The sequence below is a fragment of the Acinetobacter sp. SCLZS86 genome (genome assembly GCF_021560715.1).
GTDB classification, from domain to species: domain Bacteria; phylum Pseudomonadota; class Gammaproteobacteria; order Pseudomonadales; family Moraxellaceae; genus Acinetobacter; species Acinetobacter towneri_A.
Window position 1 is genome coordinate 593,525 of record NZ_CP090864.1, and the last position, 22,471, is coordinate 615,995.

Consider the following 22,471-nt stretch of genomic DNA (forward strand, 5'->3'; position numbering starts at 1 on the left):
GTGCTAATTTATTGCAAATGTCCGGAGTGAACGTGTCAGATTCTCATGCAAAACTAGAGGGAGTGCTTTCCCTACAAACAATTGCCATGCCAGCAGATACCAACTGGAGTGGAGATGTCTTTGGAGGCTGGATCGTTTCACAGATGGATTTGGCAGGTGCGATTCATGCAGAGCGCTTTAGTAAAGGACGTTGTGCCACGATTTCCATTAACCAAATGACTTTTTTGGTGCCTGTAAAAGTGGGCGATGTGATCAGTTGCTACACCAAAATTTTGAAAGTGGGGAATACTTCAATTCAAATGCAAATTGAAGTGTGGGATAGCCATGACGATTCACGTGAAGCCGTGCGTGTCACCGAAGGGGTATTTACCTTTGTTGCGGTTGATGTCAAAGGCTCAAAACGTCAGATTCCTGAAGAAGCCAAACAGAAGTTTTTAGAAGCTCAGGCTAGTCAAACATCGTAATGAAAAAAATCCCAGCACAGTAGCTGGGATTTTTTTATTGGAGAAGAAACAAGTATTAGGCTTGTTTTTGCTTTAAATGTGCTTTCGACACCCATGCCCATAACATTTCACACTGAATCGGGGCTTCCCCTGATTCATCAATCACACTGACATTGACCAGTGTTTCGCCTTTGTCGGTGCTGTGCATGCGTTGTTGCTGTTCTGGGCTGAGTGTGGCAATCGCTGTCATTGCACCTTGAGTCGGACGTTTAAAGTCTACTTTCAAGCTTTTAATCAGCACAATGGCACTATCTGGTACATTCATAGCCGTTACAAAACCTGTGGCAGTTTCGGCAAGCAGTGCCATAGCACAGGCATGCACCTGTCCAATATGGTTCTGCATGGCTTTATGATTGGCAAGACTGACCACCACTTGTGATGGAGTTACTTCGTGATAGCGAATTTTCGCAGTGCCCACCATTGGGACGACACGGCCAAAGGCTTGACTCAAAAGGCGGCTTTGAATGCCTTTCGGCAGTTTTGATGTTGCTTTGACCAGTCTGTTTAAGCGATTGGTTGGTGTCATGACATCCCCAAATTAATCTTTAAAGTTGTTAAATTGCAGCGGCAGACCAAATTGTTGTTCTTTCAAAAACGCCATGACTTGTTGCAATGTATCGCGTTTCTTGTCGGTTACTCGAATTTTGTCACCTTGAATAGAAGATTGCACTTTAATGCCACTGTCTTTAATGGCTTTGTTAATTTTTTTTGCGGTATCTGAGTCAAGACCATCTTTAAGTTTGATCACTTGAATCACATTTTTACCCGATGCGGTCATTTTTTGTGGGTCAAGTGCTTGAATGTCGACTTTACGCTTATAGAAGTGATTTTCGAGCATGGTATACACTTGCTCACATTGGAAATCACTTTCAGTGGTGATTTTAATCTCTTTGTTTTTTTCATTGAGGTCGATAGAAACATCTTGACCACGAAAATCGAAACGAGTACCGATTTCTTTTTGTGTGTTTTGAACCGCATGATTCACTTCAAAAAGTTCTAATTCAGAAACAATATCGAAAGAAGGCATAATGAAGACCTTTGCAAATGGAAACAATATCTGAGATGCTAGGGATGTTTTCTTCATTTGCCAAGTGTTGTTTTACATCAAAGGAGTGCGCAATGATCCGTAAACAAGAAATTACAACATTTGAGTTCCCAGCTGACGCGATTATCTGGGATGTACGTGATGCAAGTGCTTATGCCGAAGCTCATGTTAAAGGTGCTGTGAATCAGCCAATTAACGATCTATCAGCAGAGAGTCTCACTCAGGTGTCGGCGGATCAACCCATTTACATTTTATGTGGTGGCGGAAGTAAAGCCCCACGTGCAGCCGAAAAACTAGAAGGTTTGGACAGCTCACGTGAATATGTAGTTTTAATGGGTGGTACACGTGCTGCGCGCGACGCAGGCATGCCTTTGGAACAAGGTCACTAAGTATCATCAATATGAAGAAAGCGCCGTAAGGCGCTTTTTTGTTGGGTATCGTTTTATTTCTATTTTCTCTAAGCGAGCGTTAGCTTGAAGGTGGAGGAGCTTTAAAATAAGGCTTCTTGGTTTTCACCTTTTTCTGAAAACGTGTAGCTGCCAGTTTTTGTACTAAGTTTTTAGGTACAGGGCAGGCTTCTGCTAAAACTTGTGCTGCCAGTATTTCACTGCACAACGGAGCAAATAAAAAGCCTTTGGAACCCAATCCTGCAAAGCTGTAAATTTCCTGATCATCCCGCATTTTACCAAGTAGGGGAAAATAATCTTGACTTTGGGCGCGTAGCGAAGCACGACCTTGCCAAGTGTCTACGGGTGCTAAGTTTTCCGCATACGCAGGAAAGACACTGTGGATAAGTTCGTAGTTATGCACATGGTCTTCTGCCAAGACGTCACAATCTTCCCGATTTGGATAAAACGATGCACCTAAAATCAGTTGATCAGCATTGAGCTGCATACAATAGCCGCCATAGCTATAGGCTTGTGATAATGGCAAAGCCTGATCGGTATTATTTAACCAACTGACTTGCCCACGAATGGTTTTAAGCACAGGGTAATGCTGAAAAAAAGCACCGCTTTGCAGCGCTGCACAGACGATGACATGATCAAACACTCCAAGTTCAGCATCTAGGCTGTGTAAGATCAGTTGTTGTGCTGTCGTGGTGATTTGTTTAATTTGCGCTTGCTGAAACTGAATGTGTGGATGTGCAAGAATTTCATCACGAAGTTGATGTGGAGAAACCGCACCTGCCTGCAATAAGTTCAAACTGGCAAAATCACTTTGTGGCGTAAGTTTGGTTGCGTTCTGTGCTGCTAAAATACCTTTTGGGTATTGTGTGGCTAAATCCAGCAATTCATCGGCATGTTTGAGTGCCAGTTGATGAATCTGCAACGGACGAAATGCCTTGAATGCGGCATAGTGATTTAAAGCATATTGCCATGCCAAAGTCATTAAATGGTCCGCACTTTGATGAATCGGGCAAAGTTTTGGATTTAAGAGCGCCAAAGGATTGCCAGAACCGCCTGCAAGTGGCGCTGTTTGATCGTAGAGCGTGACTTGATGCCCACGTTGAGCAAATGCCCAAGCGCAGCTTAAACCCGCAATTCCTGCGCCGATTATCGCAATATGGCGCTGTTGGTTGCTTGTTGTGGTATTTGTTGCAGTTGGAGTTTTGTTCTGACCGGATATTGGCGCTATCTCAGGCGCTTGCCAGATGGCTTTCAGCATTTCCCGTTTATGCCCAAAACCACGCGGGCGGGTAATGTGAATACCGTGTTGTTTTAAGCCGCGTTTGAGTACGCCTGCCACACTAAAAGAGGCAAAAGTCGTGCCATAATCGGACAGTGCTACAATCGGGTTGAGCACGTTTTCCTGCCACATATCTGGGTTACAGGCGGGTGCAAAGCCATCTAAAAACCAAGCATTGACAGGAGCAGTTTTGGCAATGACAGGAAAAACTTCCTGAGCATCGCCCAGCCATAAATCTAGGCTAAAACGTTCATCTGGAAAGTTTAAACGATGACAGCCTGCAATAGCAGCAGGGTATTGCTGAATCAGCTGTTCAGACAGATGACTCAGTTCGGGCCAAGCCGCCAAGGCACGTATGAGATCGGCTTTACAAAGTGGAAACTTTTCGACAGAAATTGCGTGTAAATGGCTATGATTATTGGGGCGTACCTGTTGCCATAATTGCCAGAGCGCTAAAATATTTAAGCCTGTACCAAAGCCTGTTTCGCCTACACAAAAATATTCAAAATCATTTAGCGCTGCCAAACGGGTGGCTAAGTCATTGCCCTGTAAAAACACATGCCGTGTTTCTAATAAACCGTTATCTTTAGAGAAATACACATCGCCAAATTGTTTGGAAATAGGCACATCAATGCCATCGACCAGTTGCCAATCCAGCTCGGCAGTTTGAATAGGCTGAAACAAAACCAGAGTACCTTAAATCAAGAGGTGAGTGCGCACCTTACCATTGGCGACGACGTTTGGTGTAGACGTAGCTGGCAATTAAAAAGCCGAGCAATACGCCAACCGCGAGTGTTGCAGCACCGTATAAAAACATTTGCGCACTGCGTTCACTTTGCAGTACTTGAACTTGCACGCCTAAATTATCGTTTTTAAGTTGCAGTTCCTGATTCTGTGCCAAAGCATCGAGGTTCGCTTGTTCAAGTTGTTGCAAGCGTGTGCTTTGATCTTTAATCAAGGCTTTGGTTTTGGCTTCCTGAAGCGCTTTATTTTTGGCAATTTGTTCTGCAGCCAGGGGCTTATCTTGTGCAGGAGTAACCCCATTGGCTGTTGCTACAGCTGCCGTGTTGGTCACAGCAGCAGGAGCAGGTGCAGTAGGTGTGGTTGTGGCTGGCTCAACTGCATAAACAGAAGAACTGAGCAAAACAGCAACAACACTGGCAACAACGAAACGCATAGCGCTTATCCTTGAGGGAATGCTTTATTGAATGGCTTAACGTCAATGTGGCTATATACGCCTTCTTTTAAGAAAGGTTCATCTTGTAGCCATGCATCGAGTGCTTCACGACTGTCAAAATCGACAATCATGGTGCTGCCATAAAAGCCTGCTTGCGGATTGTTTGGGTCTTTTGGCATTGCCCCCGCCACAATCAAACGACCTTCTGCATCTAGCTGTTGCAAACGTGCAAGATGTAAAGGACGTGTCGCAAGACGTTTTTCCAGTGTACCTTCACGGTCAGTACAACTTAGAACAAATAAAGGCATAGCTACTCTCGAATATTGCAGATCAGAAATTATTCAGATGTTTTAAAGTATTTGCGCAATACAATAAACTGCACAATGATAAAGGAAAACATCACAATCATGTCACCAAAAGCGGTGAATTCACCCCAATATTTTCCATCCATAAATAAAAATGCAAAAAATACATGCAGGAAGGACATCACAGCAAACATCGCAGCCCAAGTATAATTGAGATTTTTCCAGCCTGCTTCGCTCAAGTTGAATACTGGGCCAAATAAACGTTGAATAAGGGGTTTACGGTCTTTGCTGAACCACGGTGATAGTAAAAAAGCACCTGCAAAGACAATATTTAAAATGGCTGCTTTGAGGCGGATATAAAAGTCATCACTCAGCATTAAGGTGACGCCACCAAAAATAACGGTCATAAACAGCACAATCCATTGTTGTTTATCTAGACGGAATTTTTGCATGATGAACAATGCGCCATACACCACCAACATGGACATGATTAGACCTGTGGTTGCCACCAAAATATGATTATTATCGACACCGCCTGCAGAGCCGATGAGTTGTAATAATTGATGGTCGGTGTCTTTTGGATCTACAGTTTTGTATAAATAAAAGAAAATAATGAGGGGCACAAAGTCTAAAAGTGCTTTCATGTTAGAGTATCTAAATCTGATCAAATAAATGACATAGTATAAGTGATGCACGGCGTAGATTTACATACACACAGTAATATTTCTGATGGAACTTTGTCACCTGCAGAATTGGTGTCTGCTGCAATTCAGCAGGGCATTCATACCTTGGCATTGACCGATCATGACACAATGGATGGGCTGGCATTGGCAGAGCAAGCCGCACAGGGTCAGGCTTTAAAGATTATTTCGGGTGTGGAAATTTCCAGTCAATGGTCACGTCCTGCCACTCAAAAAAGCTACAGTGTGCATGTAGTGGCGCTAAACATGCAAAATCCTGCACCTTTACAGGCGCTGCTGGAACAGCAAAAACAAATTCGTGCAGAACGTGCCAAGCAAATTTGTGATTTGCTAATTCCGTTGATTGGACAGGATATTTATAACGATGTACTCCTTAAAGTTGAAGGTGTGGCAGATCGGATTACCCGTACCCACATTGCCAAAACCTTACAGGAAAAAGGCATTGTAACGCGTGTACAGCAAGCCTTTGATAAATATATTAAAGAAGGCAAAAAGGCTTATGTGAAATTTGATGGCCTGAGTTTGGAAGATACCATTCGGGTAATTCATGACAGTCAGGGGTTTGCCGTGTTGGCGCATCCCACCCGTTATGATTTATCTGCCACCAATATTCGTTATTTGATTGAAATTTTTGCCAAATATGGGGGCGATGCGGTGGAATTGCCGCCTAATATTGACCCTGCATCGACCCGTCAAATGGTGGATCGCATGATTGCTGAACATGGTCTAAAAGTATCTGTTGGCAGCGATTTTCATGGTGAAAATATGCCGTGGATTAAATTGGGTAATATTCCACGGGTCAAAGAAGGGCAAGTGGGGATTTGGGAAAGTTTTGTTGAGTAATTCCCTCATCCCAATCTTCTCATATAAGCAGATGTGATATCCATTATTAAAATTTAGAAAGGATAAAAACTCCTTCTCCCTCTGGGCATAGGTATCTACACAATTTCCATGTTTTGCGTTAAATTGAAGAGCATGCTCTTTAATTTTAACATCTATCGCTTAGATCAGCGCCTTGTCAAACGTTACAACAACCTTGTTCAGTTCAATATGAATCCTCTTGCTTCACTTGCCCCTGCAATCAAAGATATTGCCTCTGCTCAAAAAAATAGTTTCGCAACGACGCAAGCTGTATGGCGGTTTTTAAATAATAATAAAATTTCATTTAAACAATTAAATGAACCTATTCAACAGCTTGCTTGTGATCAGATTAAGACATCGCTGCATCGCTATGCTTTAGTTATTCATGATTGGTCACAAATCCAATATGTGACACATCGTAATAAAACTCAAAAACTCCAAAGGACACATCAGTACGACTCAGGCTATGAATTACAAACGAGCTTACTTGTTGATGCTGCTTCTGGACTTCCTGTTGCTCCATTAGCTCAAACCCTTTCTAGTGCTTCAGGTTGCTATTCGACATTTAATGAGCAACAGACCGAACGTAAAACTCATTTAGACTCCCTTTCTGAACAAATACAAAAAGTTGAACAGTTTCCTCTTGAGAAAACCTGCGTACATATTATTGATCGTGAAGGAGATTCCATTGCTCATCTCAGGGAATTAAGCAGTCATGGTTTTCAATGGCTTATTCGAGCAAAGGAAGGCAATCGGATTGAGCATCAGGGTGAAATATGTAAAGTTGGAGAAGTTGCTGAACGTATCGAAATACAGCAAGTGAAACCCATTTCTTACAAGGGTAATCAACATATGCTTTATGTTGGAGAAACCAATGTTCGGCTTACCCGTGCTGCAAAATCAAATAAAAAAGATTCTTTAGGTCAAAGAGTTGCTCCTCAGAAAGGTGCTGCAATTGAGGCTAGACTGATTATTGCGGTGGTTAAAGATATTAATGATAAGACAGTTGCAAGATGGTCATTGATCAGCAATGTATCAACCGAGATTACCGCAGTGGAATTGACAACTTGGTATTACTGGCGTTGGTCAATCGAATGTTATTTCAAACTTCTCAAGCAAGCAGGTCATGATATTGAGTCATGGCTTCAGACTACCCCAGAAGCGATTTTAAGGCGTTTGCTGATCAGTTGTATGGCTTGTGTGTTGACGTGGAGAGTGCAGCGTTGTACAGATGAGCAAAATCAGAAAGTCCGTGCATTTTTGACTAGGCTTTCAGGTAGACAGCAGAAAAGAGGCAAGATAGAGAGTGCGCCTGCCATATTGGCAGGACTCTCGATTTTACTAAATACTCTTCAACTGCTCTCAGAATATTCAATAGATGAACTGAATGAAATCGCAACCATTGCACTAGGTACTTAAAGATGTGTAGATACCTATGCCCTCTGGGAGAAGATTGGGAAGAGGGTCTAAAGCAAATTATGGTCGTGTGCTTGAATTGGCGGGGGCGTTGGTTTGCCTAAAGTGCCCAATAATTCAATTTCAATGGTTCTTACCATCGCATCTAAAGGTAAGTCATTACTTTGTGTGCCAAAAGGTTCTTCAATTTCTGAACTGAGCGCATCCAGACCTAAAAAAGTATAAGCTAAAATACCGACTAAAAGCGGTGTCGCCAATCCGAGCGTAGACCCTAAACTAAACGGCAGCATAAAACAGAAAAAGTACACTGTTCGGTTAAGTAGGACTGAATACGCAAAAGGGAGCGGTGTGGTAGCAATACGGTCACAACCCGTGAGTACCAAACTCAGCTCTGTGACGTGTTGATTCATCTGCGTGTAAATAATATCGGAAATTTCACCTTCTTTTAGCGCTTGCATTAACTCCCATTGAATCAAACTGAGCGTATATTGTGGCGCATTGGCTTGTTGATACAGCTGGGTAATCGCTTGCTGACTCATGCCGCTGGTTTGAATCAATTCAGTTGGATTGGCGGTTTGTTGGCGCAAGCGGTCACGTAAGACGTTGGCAAAAACAATGACGTGTTGAATAACGCGTTCGCGTCGTGCTTGACTAAGTATACGGCAGTTGCGGTCAAAGTGGCGTGCATTGGCAATTAGCATGCCCCAGAGTTTGCGCGCTTCCCACCAACGGTCATAACAGGCAGAGTTTTTAAACCCCAAAAAAATGGAGAGCACCACGCCAATTAAAGTAAAACCAACCAAAGGCAATTCTGGAAAATGGAAATAGCCAATATAAGATAAACCACCAATAATGGCGGAGAGCAGCATCACCACCCCCAAAGGTGGTAAAATTTTAGGTAAAATCGTGCCCCGCCACGAAAATAATAAGTTAAATACACTGGGTTGATCGACTATCATTTTATTAGAATCATCACAATTTTTTGATGATCTTCTGTGCTTGAGCAAGCTTTGTCAATATACAAATTTTAAGTGTACTCAAATTTAAGCAGTTGATGTTCGGCAAAGGAGAAATTACCTTCACTTGAGATGATGCAGTGATCAATCAAACGCAGCTCTAGCAATTGACAGGCTTGCTGAATCTGCTGCGTCAGGACTAAATCTGCAGGTGAAGGTTGTGGTAAGCCGAAAGGATGATTGTGTGCAATCACAATCGCTGTGGCATGTTGACTAATCGCAAAACGCAACAATTGATTAATGGAAATTTCACAAGAATTCACTGCGCCATAAAATAACTTTTTAAAGCTAATTTTTCTTAAACAGGCATCAAGGCAAAGCACCGCAAACACTTCTTGTGTTTCGCCCAAAAGTTCAAAACGCAGATACTCCATCAAGCGTTTGGAATTGCTAAGCTCAAGTGCATCTTGTTTTAAATGTTCGGCTACATAGCGCCGTCCAAGTTCTTTGACTGCCATGAGTTGCGAGTATTTACTGCTGCCCATGCCATGAAACTGACACAACTCGGCAATGGGTGCATCGAGTAAAGTAGTGAGATTGCCAAAATGCTGAATTAGCAATCGTGCCAACTCCACCGCAGAATGTTGCTGTGAGCCTGAGCGCAAAAAAATAGCCAGTAGTTCGGCATCGGACAAACTTGCAGCACCATTTTGAATCAGACGTTCACGTGGCCGTTCTTGTTCAGGCCAATGTTTAATAGATAAATGCATTGTTATTTGACTTTGTTATTCTAAATTTGAAACTTAAATCCCAACAGATCTCTTGGGAATGACATTATTTAATGCTATTGTGAGCGCCACTGCAACAAAAAGGTGGCTTATTTGTGAGCTTCGATTTAAGCGTCCTCCCTCATAAAAACATTATTTTAGCTGTGACAGGCGGCATTGCGGCCTATAAAAGTGCGATTTTAGTGCGTCGTTTAAAGGATGCAGGGTTTAGTGTTCGCGTGGTCATGACCAAGGGAGCACAAGCTTTTATTACACCGCTGACCTTTCAAGCACTGTCGGGCAATCCTGTACATACCGAATTATTAGATACCGAAGCCGAAGCAGGCATGGGGCATATTGAATTGGCACGGTGGGCCGATTTAATTTTGGTTGCGCCCGCCAGTTGCGACACCTTAGCCAAATTTGCTGCAGGTCTGGCCGATGATTTGCTCAGTACTTTATATTTAGCCACCAATGCACCAGTGTGGGTTGCACCTGCCATGAATCAGCAAATGTGGGCCGCCAAAGCCACACAGCGTAATTTAACCACTTTGGTGGAAGATGGCGTGCATGTGATTATGCCCGATGCGGGCGAACAAGCCTGTGGAGATGTTGGTTTAGGGCGTATGCCAGAACCTGAAGATTTGGCGCATCAGGTGACGCAGTATTTTCATCAGGCACAGCGTGCTTTGGTGGAAAAATTTGGCATGTTGGCAGGTAAAAATGTCACCATTACGGCAGGTCCAACCCGCGAAGCTTTAGACCCTGTGCGTTATATTTCTAACCACAGTACAGGCAAAATGGGTTTTTCTTTGGCTGCAGCTTGTTATGCGGCAGGGGCAAAAGTAACGCTTATTGCAGGTCCAGTGAGTTTAGATACACCAAATGGAGTACAGCGTATTAATGTATCTTCTGCAATTCAGATGCTAGACACCAGTTTGCAAATGCTAGAACAAGGCTGTGATATTTTCATCGCGACAGCCGCAGTGGCAGATTACCGTGTGGCAGAAATTGCTGAACACAAAATTAAAAAGTCAGGCGATGAGCTGAATGTGGCCTTGGTGAAAAACCCAGATATTGTTGCGACTATTGCTCAGCAGGAAAAACGTCCATTTATGGTGGGTTTTGCGGCAGAAACCCGTAATGTTGAAGAATATGCAGCGGGTAAATTGGTGGCGAAAAAGCTAGATATGATTGCCTGCAATGATGTTTCCCGTGCCGATATTGGCTTTGCTTCAGATGAAAATGCCATGACCGTATTTTTTGCTGAAAGCTACCGTATGGAAAAACGTGATTTGGAAAAAGCCTCGAAGCAAGAAATTGCACAGCAATTGGTTGAAGCGATTCATGATGCTTTATATCGTGATCCATCACAGGATGATGAGTTTTAATTTTGATCGTCCATCAGCAAACGGATGACATAAAAAACCGCTGAAATTTCAGCAGTTTTTTATATCCAATCGCGAATTAAGCTTGGCCTTCTGCTGCAGCAGCTTGCGCACGTTGCATATTGGCTTCAAACTCGGCATCGAAGTTGATTGGGGTTAATAATAATTGCGGGAAGCTGCCTTTGGTTACCATATCATTTACAGATTCACGTAAGAATGGGAACAAAATGTTCGGGCAGTATGCGCCCAGAATATACGGTAAACGCTCTTCTTCAACGCCATCAATCAGGAAAATACCAGCTTGGGTAACATCAACAATAAATGCAGTATCGCCGCCGTTGTTGGCTTGAACCACAACTTTTAATGCCACTTCAAAGTGGGTTGGGTCTATTTTTTCTGCAGAAGATGACAGGTTAATGTTCAATTCAGGCTGCCATTCTTTGGTAAATACTTGTGCCCCAGGAACTTCAAAAGAAATGTCTTTGGTATAAATGCGCTCTAATGCCAATTGTGGTTGAGCTTGTTGTTCTTCACTCATGTTAAATCCTTACGAGTTGGTTATCTAGTGTTATGTTTATGCCAATAATTGATCGAGTTTGCCTTCGCGATCTAACGCATATAATTGGTCAAAGCCGCCAATAAACTGGTCATTGATGAAAATTTGTGGAACGGTACGATGATTGGTACGTTGCATTAATTCAACACGTACTTCAGGCGCTTCATTCGACAAATTAATTTCTTTATAGGCAACGCCTTTACGCTCAAGGAGTTGTTTTGCACGAATGCAGTATGGACACACAGTCGTTGAATAAATAGTGACTTCAGCCATGATCGTTCTCCTTGCGAAAAATATTGGGTAAAACTATTTGCTTTTTACTAAAGGTAAACCTTGTGCTTTCCAGTTGCTAATGCCACCATCTAAACGATAGGCGTCTGCATGAGCGACTTGTTGTAAAGCACTGCCTGCAACTTGACCTAAGTTACAGATAAAGACCAATGGACGATCTGAGGTTTTTAGCTCTTCAACATGCTTGGTAATTTGGCTATAGGGAATATTGCGGCTGCCACTGATATGACCTTCACGGAAATCTTTGGCATCACGTAAATCAATCAACATGGCATTTTTAGCTTTGACTAAAATACCCAAAGATTGTGGGGAAATTTTACGACCATTGCGTTGACCTTCTAACACAAAGAACAACACTACCAATACGGCCAGTGTCCCAAATAAGAAGGGATGATTCCCCATAAATTCGAACCAACGTTCCACAAGTCACCTAATTACAATTTCAAAATTGTTCAAGAGTATAGCGTATAAATATGGCGATCAAAAACACCGCTTCAAGGGCAGCGCCATAATAAAATTAATTTTTTTGTTGCGCTTCGGCAATTTCATCACAGAGTCTTAAATAACTGTCTAAACGACGCGATAATATTTCACCCTGTGCAGCAGCCTGTCGCAACGCACATTGCTTTTCATGTTTATGGGTACAGTTACGAAATTGGCAATGTCCCAGCAAATTTTCAATTTCAGGAAAACCGTGCTGAATTTTATCTTGGCTTAAATGCCACAAACCAAATTCACGAATACCAGGTGAGTCAATTAAGGCAGCGCCTTCGCCAAAGCCAATTAAGCGGGTAGAAGTGGTGGTGTGCTGCCCAAGGGCTGAGTTTTCCGAAATGATATTGGTCTTTTGTGCCGCTTCAGGCACGATGGCATTAATCAGCGAGCTTTTGCCTACGCCAGATTGCCCCACAAAGGCCACCGTTTCACCTGCTAAACGTGCGGCTAAATGGTCTAAATTCGCATCGGACTGGGTTTGCATAACTTCATAGCCCAAGGCCTGATATTCCTTAAGCAAGTCTAAAATTGGGTCATTTTCTTTGAGCAAATCAGATTTGTTTAAGACCAATAGGGCTGGAATGTCTGCATCGGCACAGGCAACCAAATAGCGGTCAATTAAGCCCGGTGCAGGTTCAGGCAAAGGCGCAAACACAATAACAATCAGGCTGATATTGGCGGCAACAGGTTTAACTTTGTGATAGCGATCTGGTCGGGTCAATAAAGACTGACGTGGATGAATCGCGCTAATAATCCCTAAACCTGTATTTGGGTCGGCCTGCCATTTCACTCGATCTCCCGTCACCAATAATTCTAAATTGGTACGGGTGTGACAGCGCCAAATGCTGCCAATTTCAATGGGTTTCCAAAAAGGCTCTGGTTCGCCTGCTTGGACTATAGGCTTTTCAGGATGAATTTCAGGAACAGATAAAGCCTGCACTTCTAATTGACGACCATAGTGTTGTACCACCAAGCCTTCTAAATCATGTGAAGTGTCAATGTCTGCCTGACGTGACTTGTGTTGTTTTTCAATTCGACGTTGCTGTTGTTCAGTCAATCGACGCTTACGAATTAAAGCCATTCATATCCTAAAAAACCATGAACTCAGGATGGCAAAAATAGCATGAAGCGGGGGCACAGTTACAGCCAAGAAGCAAGAAATTTGCTACTATGTTATTTTTAAGCCGAATAAGATTGCACATTTATGAGCAGCACGCCTGATACTCGCCTCATTTGGATTGATTTGGAAATGACAGGTTTAGATACCGATAACGACCAAATTATTGAAGTGGCTACCATTGTGACCGATGATCATTTAAATATTTTGGCAGAAGGTCCTGTGCTGGCTGTGCATCAACCCGATCGTATTTTAAATGCCATGGATGAGTGGAATACACGTCAACATGGACAATCGGGCTTAATTGAGCGTGTGCGTCGCAGCAAACTCACTGCGCAGGATGCAGAACAGCAAACCATCGAGTTTCTAAAAAAATGGGTCAATCCTAAAACATCGCCAATGTGTGGCAACTCAATTTGCCAAGACCGCCGTTTTTTACACCGTTTAATGCCTGAATTGGAACAATATTTCCATTATCGTAATTTGGATGTTTCATCAGTGAAAGAGTTGGCAAAGCGTTGGCGTCCAGAAATTATGAGCGGTTTGAAAAAGAATGCGTCGCATTTGGCGATGGATGATATTCGTGATTCGATTGCCGAGCTGAAATATTATCGCCAGTACTTTTTTATTATGAATCAGGACTAAAACCTTTTTCTGCGTAGGAGATGGGGCTGTAACAGTAACAGCGATCTCTTGCGCCAAAACGGTATGAGTCACTCATAAATAAGAAATAATAAGATATGACTCAGCATTGCTTCGCACTACCTCCTGCGGTATATATCTGATCCTCAGCCATATATGGCGCAAGAGAAGAAAGTTTTATTATTCATTTAAATATGAATATAACGATCATTTCTTGATTTATGAAAGATATCTAATAGCTCTATATAAAGTAGGGCATAAGGCAATGCTGAGGTGTTTATTTGTTTAAAACCTAGCAATATAAAAGCTTTATTTTCCTGCCTGCCAAAATGCTTCTCCTGCCTGAATTGGATCACCTGTTTGCGCTAAAGTCTCAAGCCAGACATCATATTGCGCGATGATTGGATGTTGGCTAGGGTGAAAGTCAGGTTTAAACCAATCACGATATTGTGATTGCATTTTGCGTAATTTCCCTTGTTTGCCAAACAGCCATTGCAAGCCACGTACATTCATTTTAAGGCGCTGGATACGATTAAACCCATCGCATTTCAGCATGACATTGGCGCGGTACAGGGTAAATCCGAACATTAAACCTGTGGTCAGCACCAACGCCATTTTTCGGGTCACTTCAGGCACATTGCCCACCTGTTGCATCACATCAAACGCCACATCACGATGTTCCATTTCTTCAATCGCATGCCATGCGAATAAGGCGCGGACATAGGGATGTGCATCTTGTAGCGTGTCTTTTTCGCCATAAAAAGTTTCTGCCATAAGTGCAGTTAAATGTTCCGCAGCCGCTGTCATGGCGATGTTGTATTGGGGCGAGCGATATTTGAGTTCAAACTTAAACACTTTGTTTAGACGCTGAATAAACTGATCTACAGGCATGCCTTGATCTTTCATAACCTGATTCATTTTGTCGTGTGCAATGCCGTGCTGGGCCTCTTGTCGAATAAAATCGGCAACACGCTGTTTTAAGTCAGGATCTTGAATTTGATCGCGGAACAAACGAACTGATTGAATGAAATAACGCTCACCATCAGGAAAAGTCAGGCTTAAAGCGTCAAACATGCGGGTCAGAAACGGATCACCTGCAAACCAGTAACGCGGCACATCGGCTAATTTAAAATCGAGATTGGTGCGTACTATGGGCGTAGCATGATATTGGACAAGTGCATTCATTTTATTTTATTTCACTCTGGTCAATCCTGTTTGCAGTATGTCGGGCTTTGGCAGATTTGTTTTGACAGTATTTGCCAGTTTTTATACATTAAACGACAAAAGAAAATGATGCATGTCAAGATGAGCAAGCACATGGGCGAAATTCAAATTCCAAATGGCTATTATCAACTTTGGTTACGCTATTTATCTGCACAGGGTAGAGTTCCTGAGCAGCTTGGATTTTCGCCTGCACAATTGCAGCATTTACAGCATGTGTTGGCATTGCCTATGGATACCCAATCGTCTTATCAATTTTTTAATGAGATCATCCAACACAGTATTCAGTTTTTAGATTGTCCAACGCTTGTTTTTGAATTGGCGCGTTATATTCAGCCTGAACATTTTGGCGTGCTTGGCTATATGGCATCGCGTAGTAATAGTGTTTCAGAAGCCATTCAATATATGATGCGTTTTAGTCGTTTGGTGGTAGATGGTACGGCAGCAGTACCGATGCGGCTGGAACAACAACTAGATGCCTTATATTTATCATGGCCATTGGTGGATGAAAAATACAGCTTGATTCATGAAATGACGTTTGCCTGTATGACGCAATTGGCGATGCAAATTTTTAATTTTCGACACTCTCCGATACGGGAAATTCATTTTGCCCACGCACCGCGTATGGCGATGATGCATTATGAAAAATTCTATGCTTGTAAGGTTTTATTTAAACAACCGGAATATCAAATTGTTTTAAATTTAGAAAGCCTCAGTTTAAAACCACAGCAGGCCGATCCCTCTTTAATTCATTTACTGACCAAACAGGCCGAAGATGCGATTGCGTTAAAACCTCAATTAGAAACCGTGCGGCAACAAGTCCAAGAGCTGGTGGCACATTATTTACGTTATGAACAGCAAGTACCGAATATTGAATGGGTGGCACAGCGTTTATTTCGTTCAGGGCGTACGTTACAGCGTCAGCTTAAACAGGAAGGTACGGGTTTTAAACAGATTCTGGAAATAGAGAGAATGCAGCGCTGTGAACATTTTCTACAACAAAATGTGAGTCTAAGCGACATTGCACAGTTGTTGGGTTATTCAGACCAGTCGGCTTTGGCACGTGCTTATAAAGCCTGCACAGGACAGACGCTGCTAAAACGTAAACAGCAATTGCAGCAAGCAGAGAATGATGCATTTTCTATACAGCAAGGAACGCCATAAATCGGATCAATTGGCTCATGATCAACAGGTCATTTCGTTTTAACAGATTGAAGATAAGCGGTTTGCAGCCACAACTGAAATAGCTTTTGCAAGGTTGATACAGCTTATGATAAATCCTGAAGTTGTTTATTTTTATCAAAATTTTTAAATTTAAAAGCTCGATTGAACAAGTTTCAAAAACCGATAAGCAGGCAAAATTAGGCATCTTTGATCATTGAGAAAAAAGTGCAAATATCAGTAAATGTAGCCTCGCGGTTGTTCTGAATAATTCGTTTTGCAAACAGAAATGCAGTAACCCATGCCTGTACGCTATTCATTGAGTAAAAAATAGCGTTACAATGGGTCAATTTGTATTTCTACAATAGCAAATGTTTCAGTTTTAATCATTCAAGGAAAATACAACCCTATGTCACGTTTAGCCACACGATTTACACAGCTTGAATCTCAACAGCGTAAGGCCTTGGTTTCTTATGTTATGGCAGGTGACCCTCATCCAGAAGTCACAGTTCCGTTGTTACATCAAATGGTCGAGGCAGGGGTAGATATCGTTGAATTAGGTTTGCCGTTTTCAGACCCAATGGCTGATGGTCCAGTGATTGCCCTTGCCGCAGAGCGTGCGTTGGCAGGTGGAACTAATACGCTAGATGCTTTAAACATGGTCAAAGAATTCCGTCAAAAAGATCAGGAAACGCCTGTGGTATTGATGGGATATTTAAACCCTGTAGAAGTCATTGGTTATGAAAAGTTTGTTGAATATGCACATGACTGTGGTGTTGATGGTGTACTTTTGGTCGATTTACCGCCTGAAGAAGCCCAAGAGTTTGATGAAGTCCTGAATAAATACGGGATGAATCAAATTTTCTTGTTAGCGCCAACTTCTACACCAGAGCGTATTCAATTTGTGGCAAACCAAGCCAGTGGCTTTATTTACTATGTTTCTTTGAAAGGCGTGACGGGTGCAGCAACACTTGATGTTGCAGAAGCAGCGGCCCGCATCCAACAGATTAAAGCTGTAACTTCCGTGCCTGTAGGTGTGGGTTTTGGTATCAGTGATGCTGCATCTGCCAAAACAATGGGCGCGGCTGCCGATGCAGTTATTGTCGGAAGTGCTTTTGTAAAACAATTTGCGAGCTTAGCACCAGAACAAGCCGTCATTGCAACGGTTAATAAAGTGAAGGAGCTTCGAGCTGCGCTCGATGAGTTAGTATGAGTCAAGACGTGAAAACAGGGAAAATTCTAAGCCCATCGACGCCGTGGACTGAACGTGGTGTACCTGGTATTGAAACACCAGATGAGCAACAATCATTAAAAGCGATCTTTACTGAACCAACGATTGAATGTCCAGAATGTCATGCCTTGGTGACACGGACAGCAATGTCATTCAACGCTTATGTATGTCCACAATGTGATGAACATTTACGCATGAAAGCGCGTGAACGTTTAACTTGGTTCTTTGACCAAGTGCAAAATGAATTAGGTCAAGAATTCTCTGCTAAAGACCCACTTAAATTTGTAGATAGCAAAGCTTATCCTGAGCGTATGACGGAAGCGCAAAAGAAGACGGGTGAAACCGAAGCTTTAGTAGTGATGCAGGGCTTATTAAAAAATATGCCAGTCATTGCTTGCGCATTTGAGTTTGACTTTATGGGCGGCTCAATGGGTACTGTAGTTGGTGACCGTTTTGTGCAAGCCGCTGAACGTGCGATTCAGCAAAAACAACCATTAGTTTGCTTCGCAGCATCGGGTGGTGCGCGTATGCAAGAAGGCATGTTGTCTTTAATGCAAATGGCGCGAACCTCTGCTGCAATTCAACGCATGAAAGAAGCAGGCTTGCCGTACATCGTGGTATTAACTCATCCTGTTTACGGTGGTGTAACTGCATCATTGGCGATGTTGGGTGATGTACACATTGCAGAACCTAAAGCGATGATTGGTTTTGCGGGTAAACGTGTGATTGAGCAAACTGTACGAGAAAAACTCGAAGAGCCGTTCCAACGAGCAGAATACTTACTTGATCATGGTGTGGTCGATCAAATTGTCCATCGTCATGCATTACGTGATACAGTTTATCGTATTCTTGCGAAACTGATGAACTTGCCTTGAACACAGCGCCTCTTGCAACCGATGATTTAAACACATGGCTCAATTATTGGAGCCATGTTCACGTTACAGGTATTGATTTAGGTTTGGAACGGGTCATTCCTGTTGCAGAAAAACTGGGGGTAACCCATCCTAAGGCCAAAGTCATTACAGTTGCGGGAACCAATGGTAAAGGCTCAACCACAACCACTTTAGCGGCTATTCTAAATGCGCAGGGTTATCGGGTTGGGTTGTACCAATCGCCACATATTTACCGTTTTAATGAACGAGTCAAATTAGCAGGCGTCGAGGTCGATGACCAAAGTTTGATTGATGCTTTTGTTCAAGTCGATCAAGCGCGACGTGATTGCGATCTGAGTTTATCTTTCTTTGAAGCCACGACTTTGGCGGCCTTTGTGATTTTTAAAGCACGTGACTGCGATGTGTGGGTGCTTGAAGTCGGTTTAGGTGGGCGTTTAGATGTGGTTAACGTCGTCAATCCAGATGTGGCGGTTATTACCAATATTGGTTTAGACCATGTCGATTGGTTGGGCGATAGCATCGAAAAAATTGCCTATGAAAAAGCAGGCATTATTCGTCCTCACATTCCTGTTATTTTTGCAGGACAGCAAGATTTGCCTCAGGCTATTCAAGATAAGGCATTAGCCTGCAATGCCTCCTTATTTGTTTTGAATCGTGATTATTTTTATCGAGAAATGCAAGATGGTGAGTCGTGGATGTTTGCTGCATCGGGCTGCACCTTAAAACTTCCAACAGGCAGCTTGGCGCTCGATAATATTTCAACCGCGGTGGCAGCAGTCTTGCGTAGCGGTTTAGAAATCACCCAAGATGCGATTGCACAAGGTATTCAAACTGCTAAATTGGCAGGGCGTTTTGAAATTCGTCAAATTCAGGGCAAAACTGTGATTTTTGATGCAGGACATAACCCGCATGGCGTTGAATTTTTGTTAAAGCAATTGCGCAATTTCTTAAATTACAATAAACAGTACACTGAAGTAATCAGTGTTTTTTCAATGCTTGCAGATAAAGATATAAATTCTGTGGTTGAGTTATTGAAAGATAGTGTCGTAATGTGGAAAATTGCTACATTAAATGTGCCTCGTGCGGCAGAGATCACAATTTTAGATCAGGCTTTGCAAGGCGAAACAATACAACACTTCGACAGTATACAATTGGCTTTTAAATCAGCACTGGATGAAACTAAAAATAATCAGCTGATTTTGGTATGTGGATCATTTCATACCTTAGAAGCGGTATGGGAGTATTTGGAAGAATGTCAATGAATAACAAACAACGCTGGATGGGTGGCGTTGTTTTATTAGGTGGTGGTGTTTTATTGGCAGCATTGCTTTTAAAAGGGCAAGAAGAAATACATCAAAATAATGTGAAAACCCCAAGCCAAGCCGAACAAGTTCAAGATAAAAATGCCAATCAGCCAGAAATGGTGCAATTGCAACCTTTAACTGTCGATGTGCAAACCGAGCAGCGTCTGCTTGAAGAGCAGCGCCGTGCACGTGAAAAAGCAGTGGCAGAGCAAGAAGCACGTGCAGCTGAGTTTTTAGCAATGCAGCAACAGGCAGAAGCAGAAGCAGCACGTAAAGCTGCAGAAGAATATGCTGCCTTAAATGCCTTACGTTCTGGTCAGCAGCAAAGTTCTGACAATATTCCGCCTGAATTGGTCGAAGATGAACAAGCTAAGCAAAAGCGTTTGGCTGAAGAAAAAGCCGCTCAACAAAAGAAGTTAGAGCAGCTACAGGCAACGGATGCCAAAAAAGCTGCTGAGTTAAAAGCTGCGCAAGAGCTTACTGCTGCAGAGAAAAAAGCAGCAGATGAAAAGCGTTTAGCTGAAGAAAAACGCATTGCCGAAGAGAAGCGCAAAGCGGAAGACCAACGCCAAGCCGATGCGAAACGTAAAGCAGAGCAAGAGCGTAAAGCTGAACAAGAGCGTAAAGCAGCTGAAGCGAAAAAAGAAGCAGAACGTAAGGCTGCCGAAGAAAAGCGTAAAGCTGAGGAAAAACGCAAAGCTGAAGAAGCAGCTAAGAAAAAGGTTGAGGCTGAAAAAGCACGTAAGTTATTGGAAGAAGGTGATAAGCAGTGGATGGTACAGGTGGCTTTGGCTGCTAACCAAGCCAATGCCGATGCTTTGGCGGCAAAACTGAAAGCCAAAGGCTATAAAGTCACCCAAAGTCCAACGTCTAAAGGGGTTCGAATTATGGTTGGACCATCTAAAGACCGTGATGCTGCAGATGCAACCCGCAAGAAAATTACTGCAGATCAAAGTTTGAATATGAAATCTGCATGGGTGATTGACTGGGTGCCATTAGATAAACGTGACTAGACCATTCGATCAAGATGCGTATTAACAAAGGATTTAATCTTTCAGGTTAAATCCTTTTTTATTTAGGCTTTTGGTATTTGATATTGCGCTAAGGCAATTGGATCATGTGCGCAAATAATCTCAACTTGTGGTGCAGTTTGAGCCAAATGCTGAATATTCGCTAAAGTCTTTAAACGCATTAAATTATTTTCTGCAAACAAATACTCAACTGTATGTAGTGCTGGGAAGCATTGTTTAGGGTCTAGCTGTGCTTGCGCATAATAAGCATCGCCACAGAAAAATAACCAGCCCTGTGCCTGCCGAATGGCAATGCCACAATGACCAGCGGAGTGTCCAGGCAAAGGAATCAGTAAAATTTCATCCTTAAAAATTGTTAAACCTTGCACACGATTAAAATTAAACCAAGCTTCACCTCGGGTTGGTTCTAAAAAATCCCAATGAGTATGTTGCTGAAATTGCTTAGGTTTATAACGCATGCGATTTTTTAAAGACTTTAAATTGCAGGCTGCCTTGTATTCACTCGCGAAGATATGCACAGTCGCGTTTGGAAAATCAGCAATCCCACCCGCATGATCAAAGTCCAAATGCGATACCAAAATATGTTGCACATCACTGGCCTGATAACCAAGTTGCTGGATTTGCTTGAGTGCGGTCTGGCTTAAGTCGTGTTGAATCCGAGCGGTATGGGTCAGTAATGTGCCTAAACGCTGTTTGGGATGTAAATAATCCTCAACGCCTAAGCCTGTATCGACCAAGACCAAGCCTTGATCTGTTTCTAATAATAGACAATGGCAGACCAATTTTGCCTGCCAACCTTGTTGTCCAAATAAAGGCGCACAGATTGGGCAAAACGTGCCGCAATGTAAATGATGAATGTTGTAGATCACAAAATGACGTTTTTTTATGAATGTTATTTTGCTTATACCTGATCTGTTGTGTGTCGCCAATCACAATCGGATTAACGGAATTGGAGCATAAAAAAGCCTATCCGAAGATAGGCTTGCTCATGTAACACTTAATTAAGTGCGGTTCGGTTGTTTGGTCAAACGTAAATAAGGCTTGATGGCTTTATATCCACTTGGGAAGCGTTCTTTAAGTTCCGCTTCGTCCTGAATGGCAGGCACAATTACCACATCTTCACCATCTTGCCAGTTGGCAGGTGTTGCAACTTTATAATTGTCAGTCAGTTGTAGTGAATCAATCACACGTAAAATTTCATGGAAATTACGCCCTGTAGATGCAGGATATGTGATGATCAAACGTACTTTTTTATTCGGATCAATAATGATCAGTGAGCGTACAGTCAGTGTTTCACTGGCATTCGGGTGAATAAAATCATACAAAGTAGACACTTTACGGTCTTGGTCGGCAAGAATTGGGAAATTAACTGTCGTATTTTGAGTTTCGTTAATATCTTGAATCCAGCCTTTGTGAGATTCTGCATCGTCTACAGAAAGTGCAATCGCTTTAACATTACGTTTACTGAACTCATCTTTTAGTTTTGCAGTATAACCTAGCTCGGTGGTGCAGACAGGGGTGTAGTCGGCAGGATGCGAAAATAAAATGCCCCAGCTGTCACCTAAAAATTCATAAAAATCAATGGGGCCTTCATTTGAATCTTGCGTAAAGTTGGGTGCGATGTCACCTAAGCGAATTGTCATTGTGTACCTCTGTATTGTTTTGTTGTGTGATGTTTGTGTATTACTATGTGCCAATCCTTTTGCAAAATTAAATAGTGTTTT

The 22,471-nt window shown here is 42.5% G+C and carries 26 protein-coding genes; 11 read left to right on the plus strand and 15 right to left on the minus strand.

Annotated features, from left to right (window positions below; all coding sequences use genetic code 11):
• Window positions 1-17: 17 nt before the first annotated feature.
• Complete coding sequence (locus tag LZP46_RS02655; protein WP_442863521.1) at window positions 18-464, plus strand: acyl-CoA thioesterase; 447 nt, start codon at window positions 18-20, stop codon at window positions 462-464.
• A gap of 55 nt (window positions 465-519) precedes the next feature.
• Here LZP46_RS02655 and LZP46_RS02660 read toward each other — a convergent pair whose 3' ends face one another.
• A complete protein-coding gene (locus LZP46_RS02660; RefSeq protein ID WP_236094598.1) occupies window positions 520-1,029 on the minus strand; it encodes a DUF4442 domain-containing protein in 510 nt (169 codons plus the stop codon).
• Window positions 1,030-1,041: 12 nt separating this feature from the next.
• A complete protein-coding gene (locus LZP46_RS02665; RefSeq protein WP_019838035.1) occupies window positions 1,042-1,530 on the minus strand; it encodes a YajQ family cyclic di-GMP-binding protein in 489 nt (162 codons plus the stop codon).
• Between the two features lie 92 nt (window positions 1,531-1,622).
• On the opposite strand from LZP46_RS02665, the gene LZP46_RS02670 reads away from it, so the two are divergent.
• The gene (locus tag LZP46_RS02670) at window positions 1,623-1,937 is read left to right on the plus strand and encodes a rhodanese-like domain-containing protein (protein ID WP_004976235.1); all 315 of its coding nucleotides are present in this window, start codon (window positions 1,623-1,625) and stop codon (window positions 1,935-1,937) included.
• A gap of 79 nt (window positions 1,938-2,016) precedes the next feature.
• Here LZP46_RS02670 and mnmC read toward each other — a convergent pair whose 3' ends face one another.
• From mnmC to LZP46_RS02690, 4 genes are read right to left on the minus strand one after another with little or no spacing between them, the layout of a single operon-like run.
• Window positions 2,017-3,918 carry an FAD-dependent 5-carboxymethylaminomethyl-2-thiouridine(34) oxidoreductase MnmC gene (gene mnmC / locus LZP46_RS02675; protein ID WP_236094599.1) on the minus strand — a complete coding sequence of 634 codons (1,902 nt, stop codon included), beginning with the start codon at window positions 3,916-3,918 and terminating at the stop codon, window positions 2,017-2,019.
• Window positions 3,919-3,955: 37 nt separating this feature from the next.
• Complete coding sequence (locus LZP46_RS02680) at window positions 3,956-4,411, minus strand: hypothetical protein (protein ID WP_236094600.1); 456 nt, start codon at window positions 4,409-4,411, stop codon at window positions 3,956-3,958.
• Window positions 4,412-4,416: 5 nt separating this feature from the next.
• Entirely contained in the window at window positions 4,417-4,719 is a 303-nt protein-coding gene (locus LZP46_RS02685; protein ID WP_236094601.1) for a YciI family protein, read from the minus strand.
• Between the two features lie 29 nt (window positions 4,720-4,748).
• Entirely contained in the window at window positions 4,749-5,360 is a 612-nt protein-coding gene (locus LZP46_RS02690) for a septation protein IspZ (protein ID WP_236094602.1), read from the minus strand.
• 45 nt (window positions 5,361-5,405) lie between these two features.
• Between LZP46_RS02690 and LZP46_RS02695 the strand changes: the two genes are divergently transcribed.
• Entirely contained in the window at window positions 5,406-6,260 is an 855-nt protein-coding gene (locus LZP46_RS02695; protein WP_236094603.1) for a PHP domain-containing protein, read from the plus strand.
• Between the two features lie 132 nt (window positions 6,261-6,392).
• On the plus strand, window positions 6,393-7,697 hold the full coding sequence (locus LZP46_RS02700) for a transposase (RefSeq protein WP_442863522.1): 1,305 nt from the start codon (window positions 6,393-6,395) through the stop codon (window positions 7,695-7,697).
• Between the two features lie 47 nt (window positions 7,698-7,744).
• Here the strand turns inward: LZP46_RS02700 and LZP46_RS02705 are convergent, their stop codons facing one another.
• Window positions 7,745-8,653: a bestrophin family protein gene (locus LZP46_RS02705; RefSeq protein WP_236094604.1), complete on the minus strand. Its 909-nt coding sequence runs from the start codon at window positions 8,651-8,653 to the stop codon at window positions 7,745-7,747.
• 68 nt (window positions 8,654-8,721) lie between these two features.
• Window positions 8,722-9,420: a RadC family protein gene (gene radC, locus LZP46_RS02710; protein ID WP_236094605.1), complete on the minus strand. Its 699-nt coding sequence runs from the start codon at window positions 9,418-9,420 to the stop codon at window positions 8,722-8,724.
• Between the two features lie 113 nt (window positions 9,421-9,533).
• Here radC and coaBC point away from each other — a divergent pair, with 113 nt between their 5' ends.
• A complete protein-coding gene (gene coaBC, locus LZP46_RS02715; protein ID WP_236094606.1) occupies window positions 9,534-10,808 on the plus strand; it encodes a bifunctional phosphopantothenoylcysteine decarboxylase/phosphopantothenate--cysteine ligase CoaBC in 1,275 nt (424 codons plus the stop codon).
• 76 nt (window positions 10,809-10,884) lie between these two features.
• Here the strand turns inward: coaBC and secB are convergent, their stop codons facing one another.
• The 4 genes from secB to rsgA all read right to left on the minus strand — a co-directional run bounded on the left by secB (window position 10,885) and on the right by rsgA (window position 13,228).
• On the minus strand, window positions 10,885-11,343 hold the full coding sequence (secB, locus tag LZP46_RS02720; protein WP_236094607.1) for a protein-export chaperone SecB: 459 nt from the start codon (window positions 11,341-11,343) through the stop codon (window positions 10,885-10,887).
• Window positions 11,344-11,379: 36 nt separating this feature from the next.
• Window positions 11,380-11,634: a glutaredoxin 3 gene (gene grxC, locus LZP46_RS02725; protein WP_004976247.1), complete on the minus strand. Its 255-nt coding sequence runs from the start codon at window positions 11,632-11,634 to the stop codon at window positions 11,380-11,382.
• Between the two features lie 33 nt (window positions 11,635-11,667).
• On the minus strand, window positions 11,668-12,075 hold the full coding sequence (locus tag LZP46_RS02730) for a rhodanese-like domain-containing protein (protein WP_168418423.1): 408 nt from the start codon (window positions 12,073-12,075) through the stop codon (window positions 11,668-11,670).
• Between the two features lie 94 nt (window positions 12,076-12,169).
• Window positions 12,170-13,228, minus strand: a complete 1,059-nt coding sequence (gene rsgA / locus LZP46_RS02735) for a small ribosomal subunit biogenesis GTPase RsgA (RefSeq protein ID WP_236094608.1) — start codon at window positions 13,226-13,228, stop codon at window positions 12,170-12,172.
• Between the two features lie 123 nt (window positions 13,229-13,351).
• Here rsgA and orn point away from each other — a divergent pair, with 123 nt between their 5' ends.
• Entirely contained in the window at window positions 13,352-13,909 is a 558-nt protein-coding gene (gene orn, locus LZP46_RS02740; RefSeq protein WP_004976254.1) for an oligoribonuclease, read from the plus strand.
• A 306-nt stretch (window positions 13,910-14,215) separates the two neighbouring features.
• Here orn and LZP46_RS02745 read toward each other — a convergent pair whose 3' ends face one another.
• Entirely contained in the window at window positions 14,216-15,091 is an 876-nt protein-coding gene (locus LZP46_RS02745; protein ID WP_236094609.1) for a metal-dependent hydrolase, read from the minus strand.
• 132 nt (window positions 15,092-15,223) lie between these two features.
• Between LZP46_RS02745 and LZP46_RS02750 the strand changes: the two genes are divergently transcribed.
• The 5 genes from LZP46_RS02750 to LZP46_RS02770 all read left to right on the plus strand — a co-directional run bounded on the left by LZP46_RS02750 (window position 15,224) and on the right by LZP46_RS02770 (window position 20,729).
• Window positions 15,224-16,291 carry an AraC family transcriptional regulator gene (locus tag LZP46_RS02750; RefSeq protein ID WP_236094610.1) on the plus strand — a complete coding sequence of 356 codons (1,068 nt, stop codon included), beginning with the start codon at window positions 15,224-15,226 and terminating at the stop codon, window positions 16,289-16,291.
• Between the two features lie 406 nt (window positions 16,292-16,697).
• Window positions 16,698-17,501 (plus strand): tryptophan synthase subunit alpha, encoded by an 804-nt coding sequence (gene trpA, locus LZP46_RS02755; protein WP_236094611.1) that lies wholly within the window; start codon window positions 16,698-16,700, stop codon window positions 17,499-17,501.
• Complete coding sequence (gene accD, locus LZP46_RS02760; RefSeq protein ID WP_070153858.1) at window positions 17,498-18,394, plus strand: acetyl-CoA carboxylase, carboxyltransferase subunit beta; 897 nt, start codon at window positions 17,498-17,500, stop codon at window positions 18,392-18,394. Before trpA ends, accD begins: the two co-directional genes overlap by 4 nt.
• Window positions 18,391-19,674 (plus strand): bifunctional tetrahydrofolate synthase/dihydrofolate synthase, encoded by a 1,284-nt coding sequence (folC, locus tag LZP46_RS02765; protein ID WP_236094612.1) that lies wholly within the window; start codon window positions 18,391-18,393, stop codon window positions 19,672-19,674. The genes accD and folC overlap by 4 nt, the downstream gene beginning before the upstream one ends.
• The gene (locus tag LZP46_RS02770; RefSeq protein WP_442863524.1) at window positions 19,665-20,729 is read left to right on the plus strand and encodes an SPOR domain-containing protein; all 1,065 of its coding nucleotides are present in this window, start codon (window positions 19,665-19,667) and stop codon (window positions 20,727-20,729) included. The genes folC and LZP46_RS02770 overlap by 10 nt, the downstream gene beginning before the upstream one ends.
• Window positions 20,730-20,791: 62 nt before the next feature.
• Here LZP46_RS02770 and LZP46_RS02775 read toward each other — a convergent pair whose 3' ends face one another.
• Both LZP46_RS02775 and LZP46_RS02780 read right to left on the minus strand, forming a co-directional pair.
• Window positions 20,792-21,616: an MBL fold metallo-hydrolase gene (locus LZP46_RS02775; protein ID WP_096902404.1), complete on the minus strand. Its 825-nt coding sequence runs from the start codon at window positions 21,614-21,616 to the stop codon at window positions 20,792-20,794.
• A gap of 132 nt (window positions 21,617-21,748) precedes the next feature.
• Complete coding sequence (locus LZP46_RS02780) at window positions 21,749-22,390, minus strand: peroxiredoxin (RefSeq protein ID WP_104853063.1); 642 nt, start codon at window positions 22,388-22,390, stop codon at window positions 21,749-21,751.
• Window positions 22,391-22,471: the final 81 nt, after the last annotated feature.

Coding starts and splice junctions, on each gene's coding strand:
- LZP46_RS02670 (WP_004976235.1), top strand. CDS start 1,623: ATGATCCGTAAACAAGAAATTACAACATTTGAGTTCCCAGCTGACGCG.
- LZP46_RS02655 (WP_442863521.1), top strand. CDS start 18: ATGTCCGGAGTGAACGTGTCAGATTCTCATGCAAAACTAGAGGGAGTG.
- LZP46_RS02665 (WP_019838035.1), bottom strand. CDS start 1,530: ATGCCTTCTTTCGATATTGTTTCTGAATTAGAACTTTTTGAAGTGAAT.
- trpA (WP_236094611.1), top strand. CDS start 16,698: ATGTCACGTTTAGCCACACGATTTACACAGCTTGAATCTCAACAGCGT.
- LZP46_RS02705 (WP_236094604.1), bottom strand. CDS start 8,653: ATGATAGTCGATCAACCCAGTGTATTTAACTTATTATTTTCGTGGCGG.
- LZP46_RS02770 (WP_442863524.1), top strand. CDS start 19,665: ATGTCAATGAATAACAAACAACGCTGGATGGGTGGCGTTGTTTTATTA.
- LZP46_RS02780 (WP_104853063.1), bottom strand. CDS start 22,390: ATGACAATTCGCTTAGGTGACATCGCACCCAACTTTACGCAAGATTCA.
- rsgA (WP_236094608.1), bottom strand. CDS start 13,228: ATGGCTTTAATTCGTAAGCGTCGATTGACTGAACAACAGCAACGTCGA.
- grxC (WP_004976247.1), bottom strand. CDS start 11,634: ATGGCTGAAGTCACTATTTATTCAACGACTGTGTGTCCATACTGCATT.
- LZP46_RS02700 (WP_442863522.1), top strand. CDS start 6,393: ATGCTCTTTAATTTTAACATCTATCGCTTAGATCAGCGCCTTGTCAAA.
- LZP46_RS02685 (WP_236094601.1), bottom strand. CDS start 4,719: ATGCCTTTATTTGTTCTAAGTTGTACTGACCGTGAAGGTACACTGGAA.
- LZP46_RS02695 (WP_236094603.1), top strand. CDS start 5,406: ATGCACGGCGTAGATTTACATACACACAGTAATATTTCTGATGGAACT.
- LZP46_RS02690 (WP_236094602.1), bottom strand. CDS start 5,360: ATGAAAGCACTTTTAGACTTTGTGCCCCTCATTATTTTCTTTTATTTA.
- LZP46_RS02680 (WP_236094600.1), bottom strand. CDS start 4,411: ATGCGTTTCGTTGTTGCCAGTGTTGTTGCTGTTTTGCTCAGTTCTTCT.
- secB (WP_236094607.1), bottom strand. CDS start 11,343: ATGAGTGAAGAACAACAAGCTCAACCACAATTGGCATTAGAGCGCATT.
- LZP46_RS02745 (WP_236094609.1), bottom strand. CDS start 15,091: ATGAATGCACTTGTCCAATATCATGCTACGCCCATAGTACGCACCAAT.
- radC (WP_236094605.1), bottom strand. CDS start 9,420: ATGCATTTATCTATTAAACATTGGCCTGAACAAGAACGGCCACGTGAA.
- LZP46_RS02660 (WP_236094598.1), bottom strand. CDS start 1,029: ATGACACCAACCAATCGCTTAAACAGACTGGTCAAAGCAACATCAAAA.
- orn (WP_004976254.1), top strand. CDS start 13,352: ATGAGCAGCACGCCTGATACTCGCCTCATTTGGATTGATTTGGAAATG.
- accD (WP_070153858.1), top strand. CDS start 17,498: ATGAGTCAAGACGTGAAAACAGGGAAAATTCTAAGCCCATCGACGCCG.
- LZP46_RS02750 (WP_236094610.1), top strand. CDS start 15,224: ATGGGCGAAATTCAAATTCCAAATGGCTATTATCAACTTTGGTTACGC.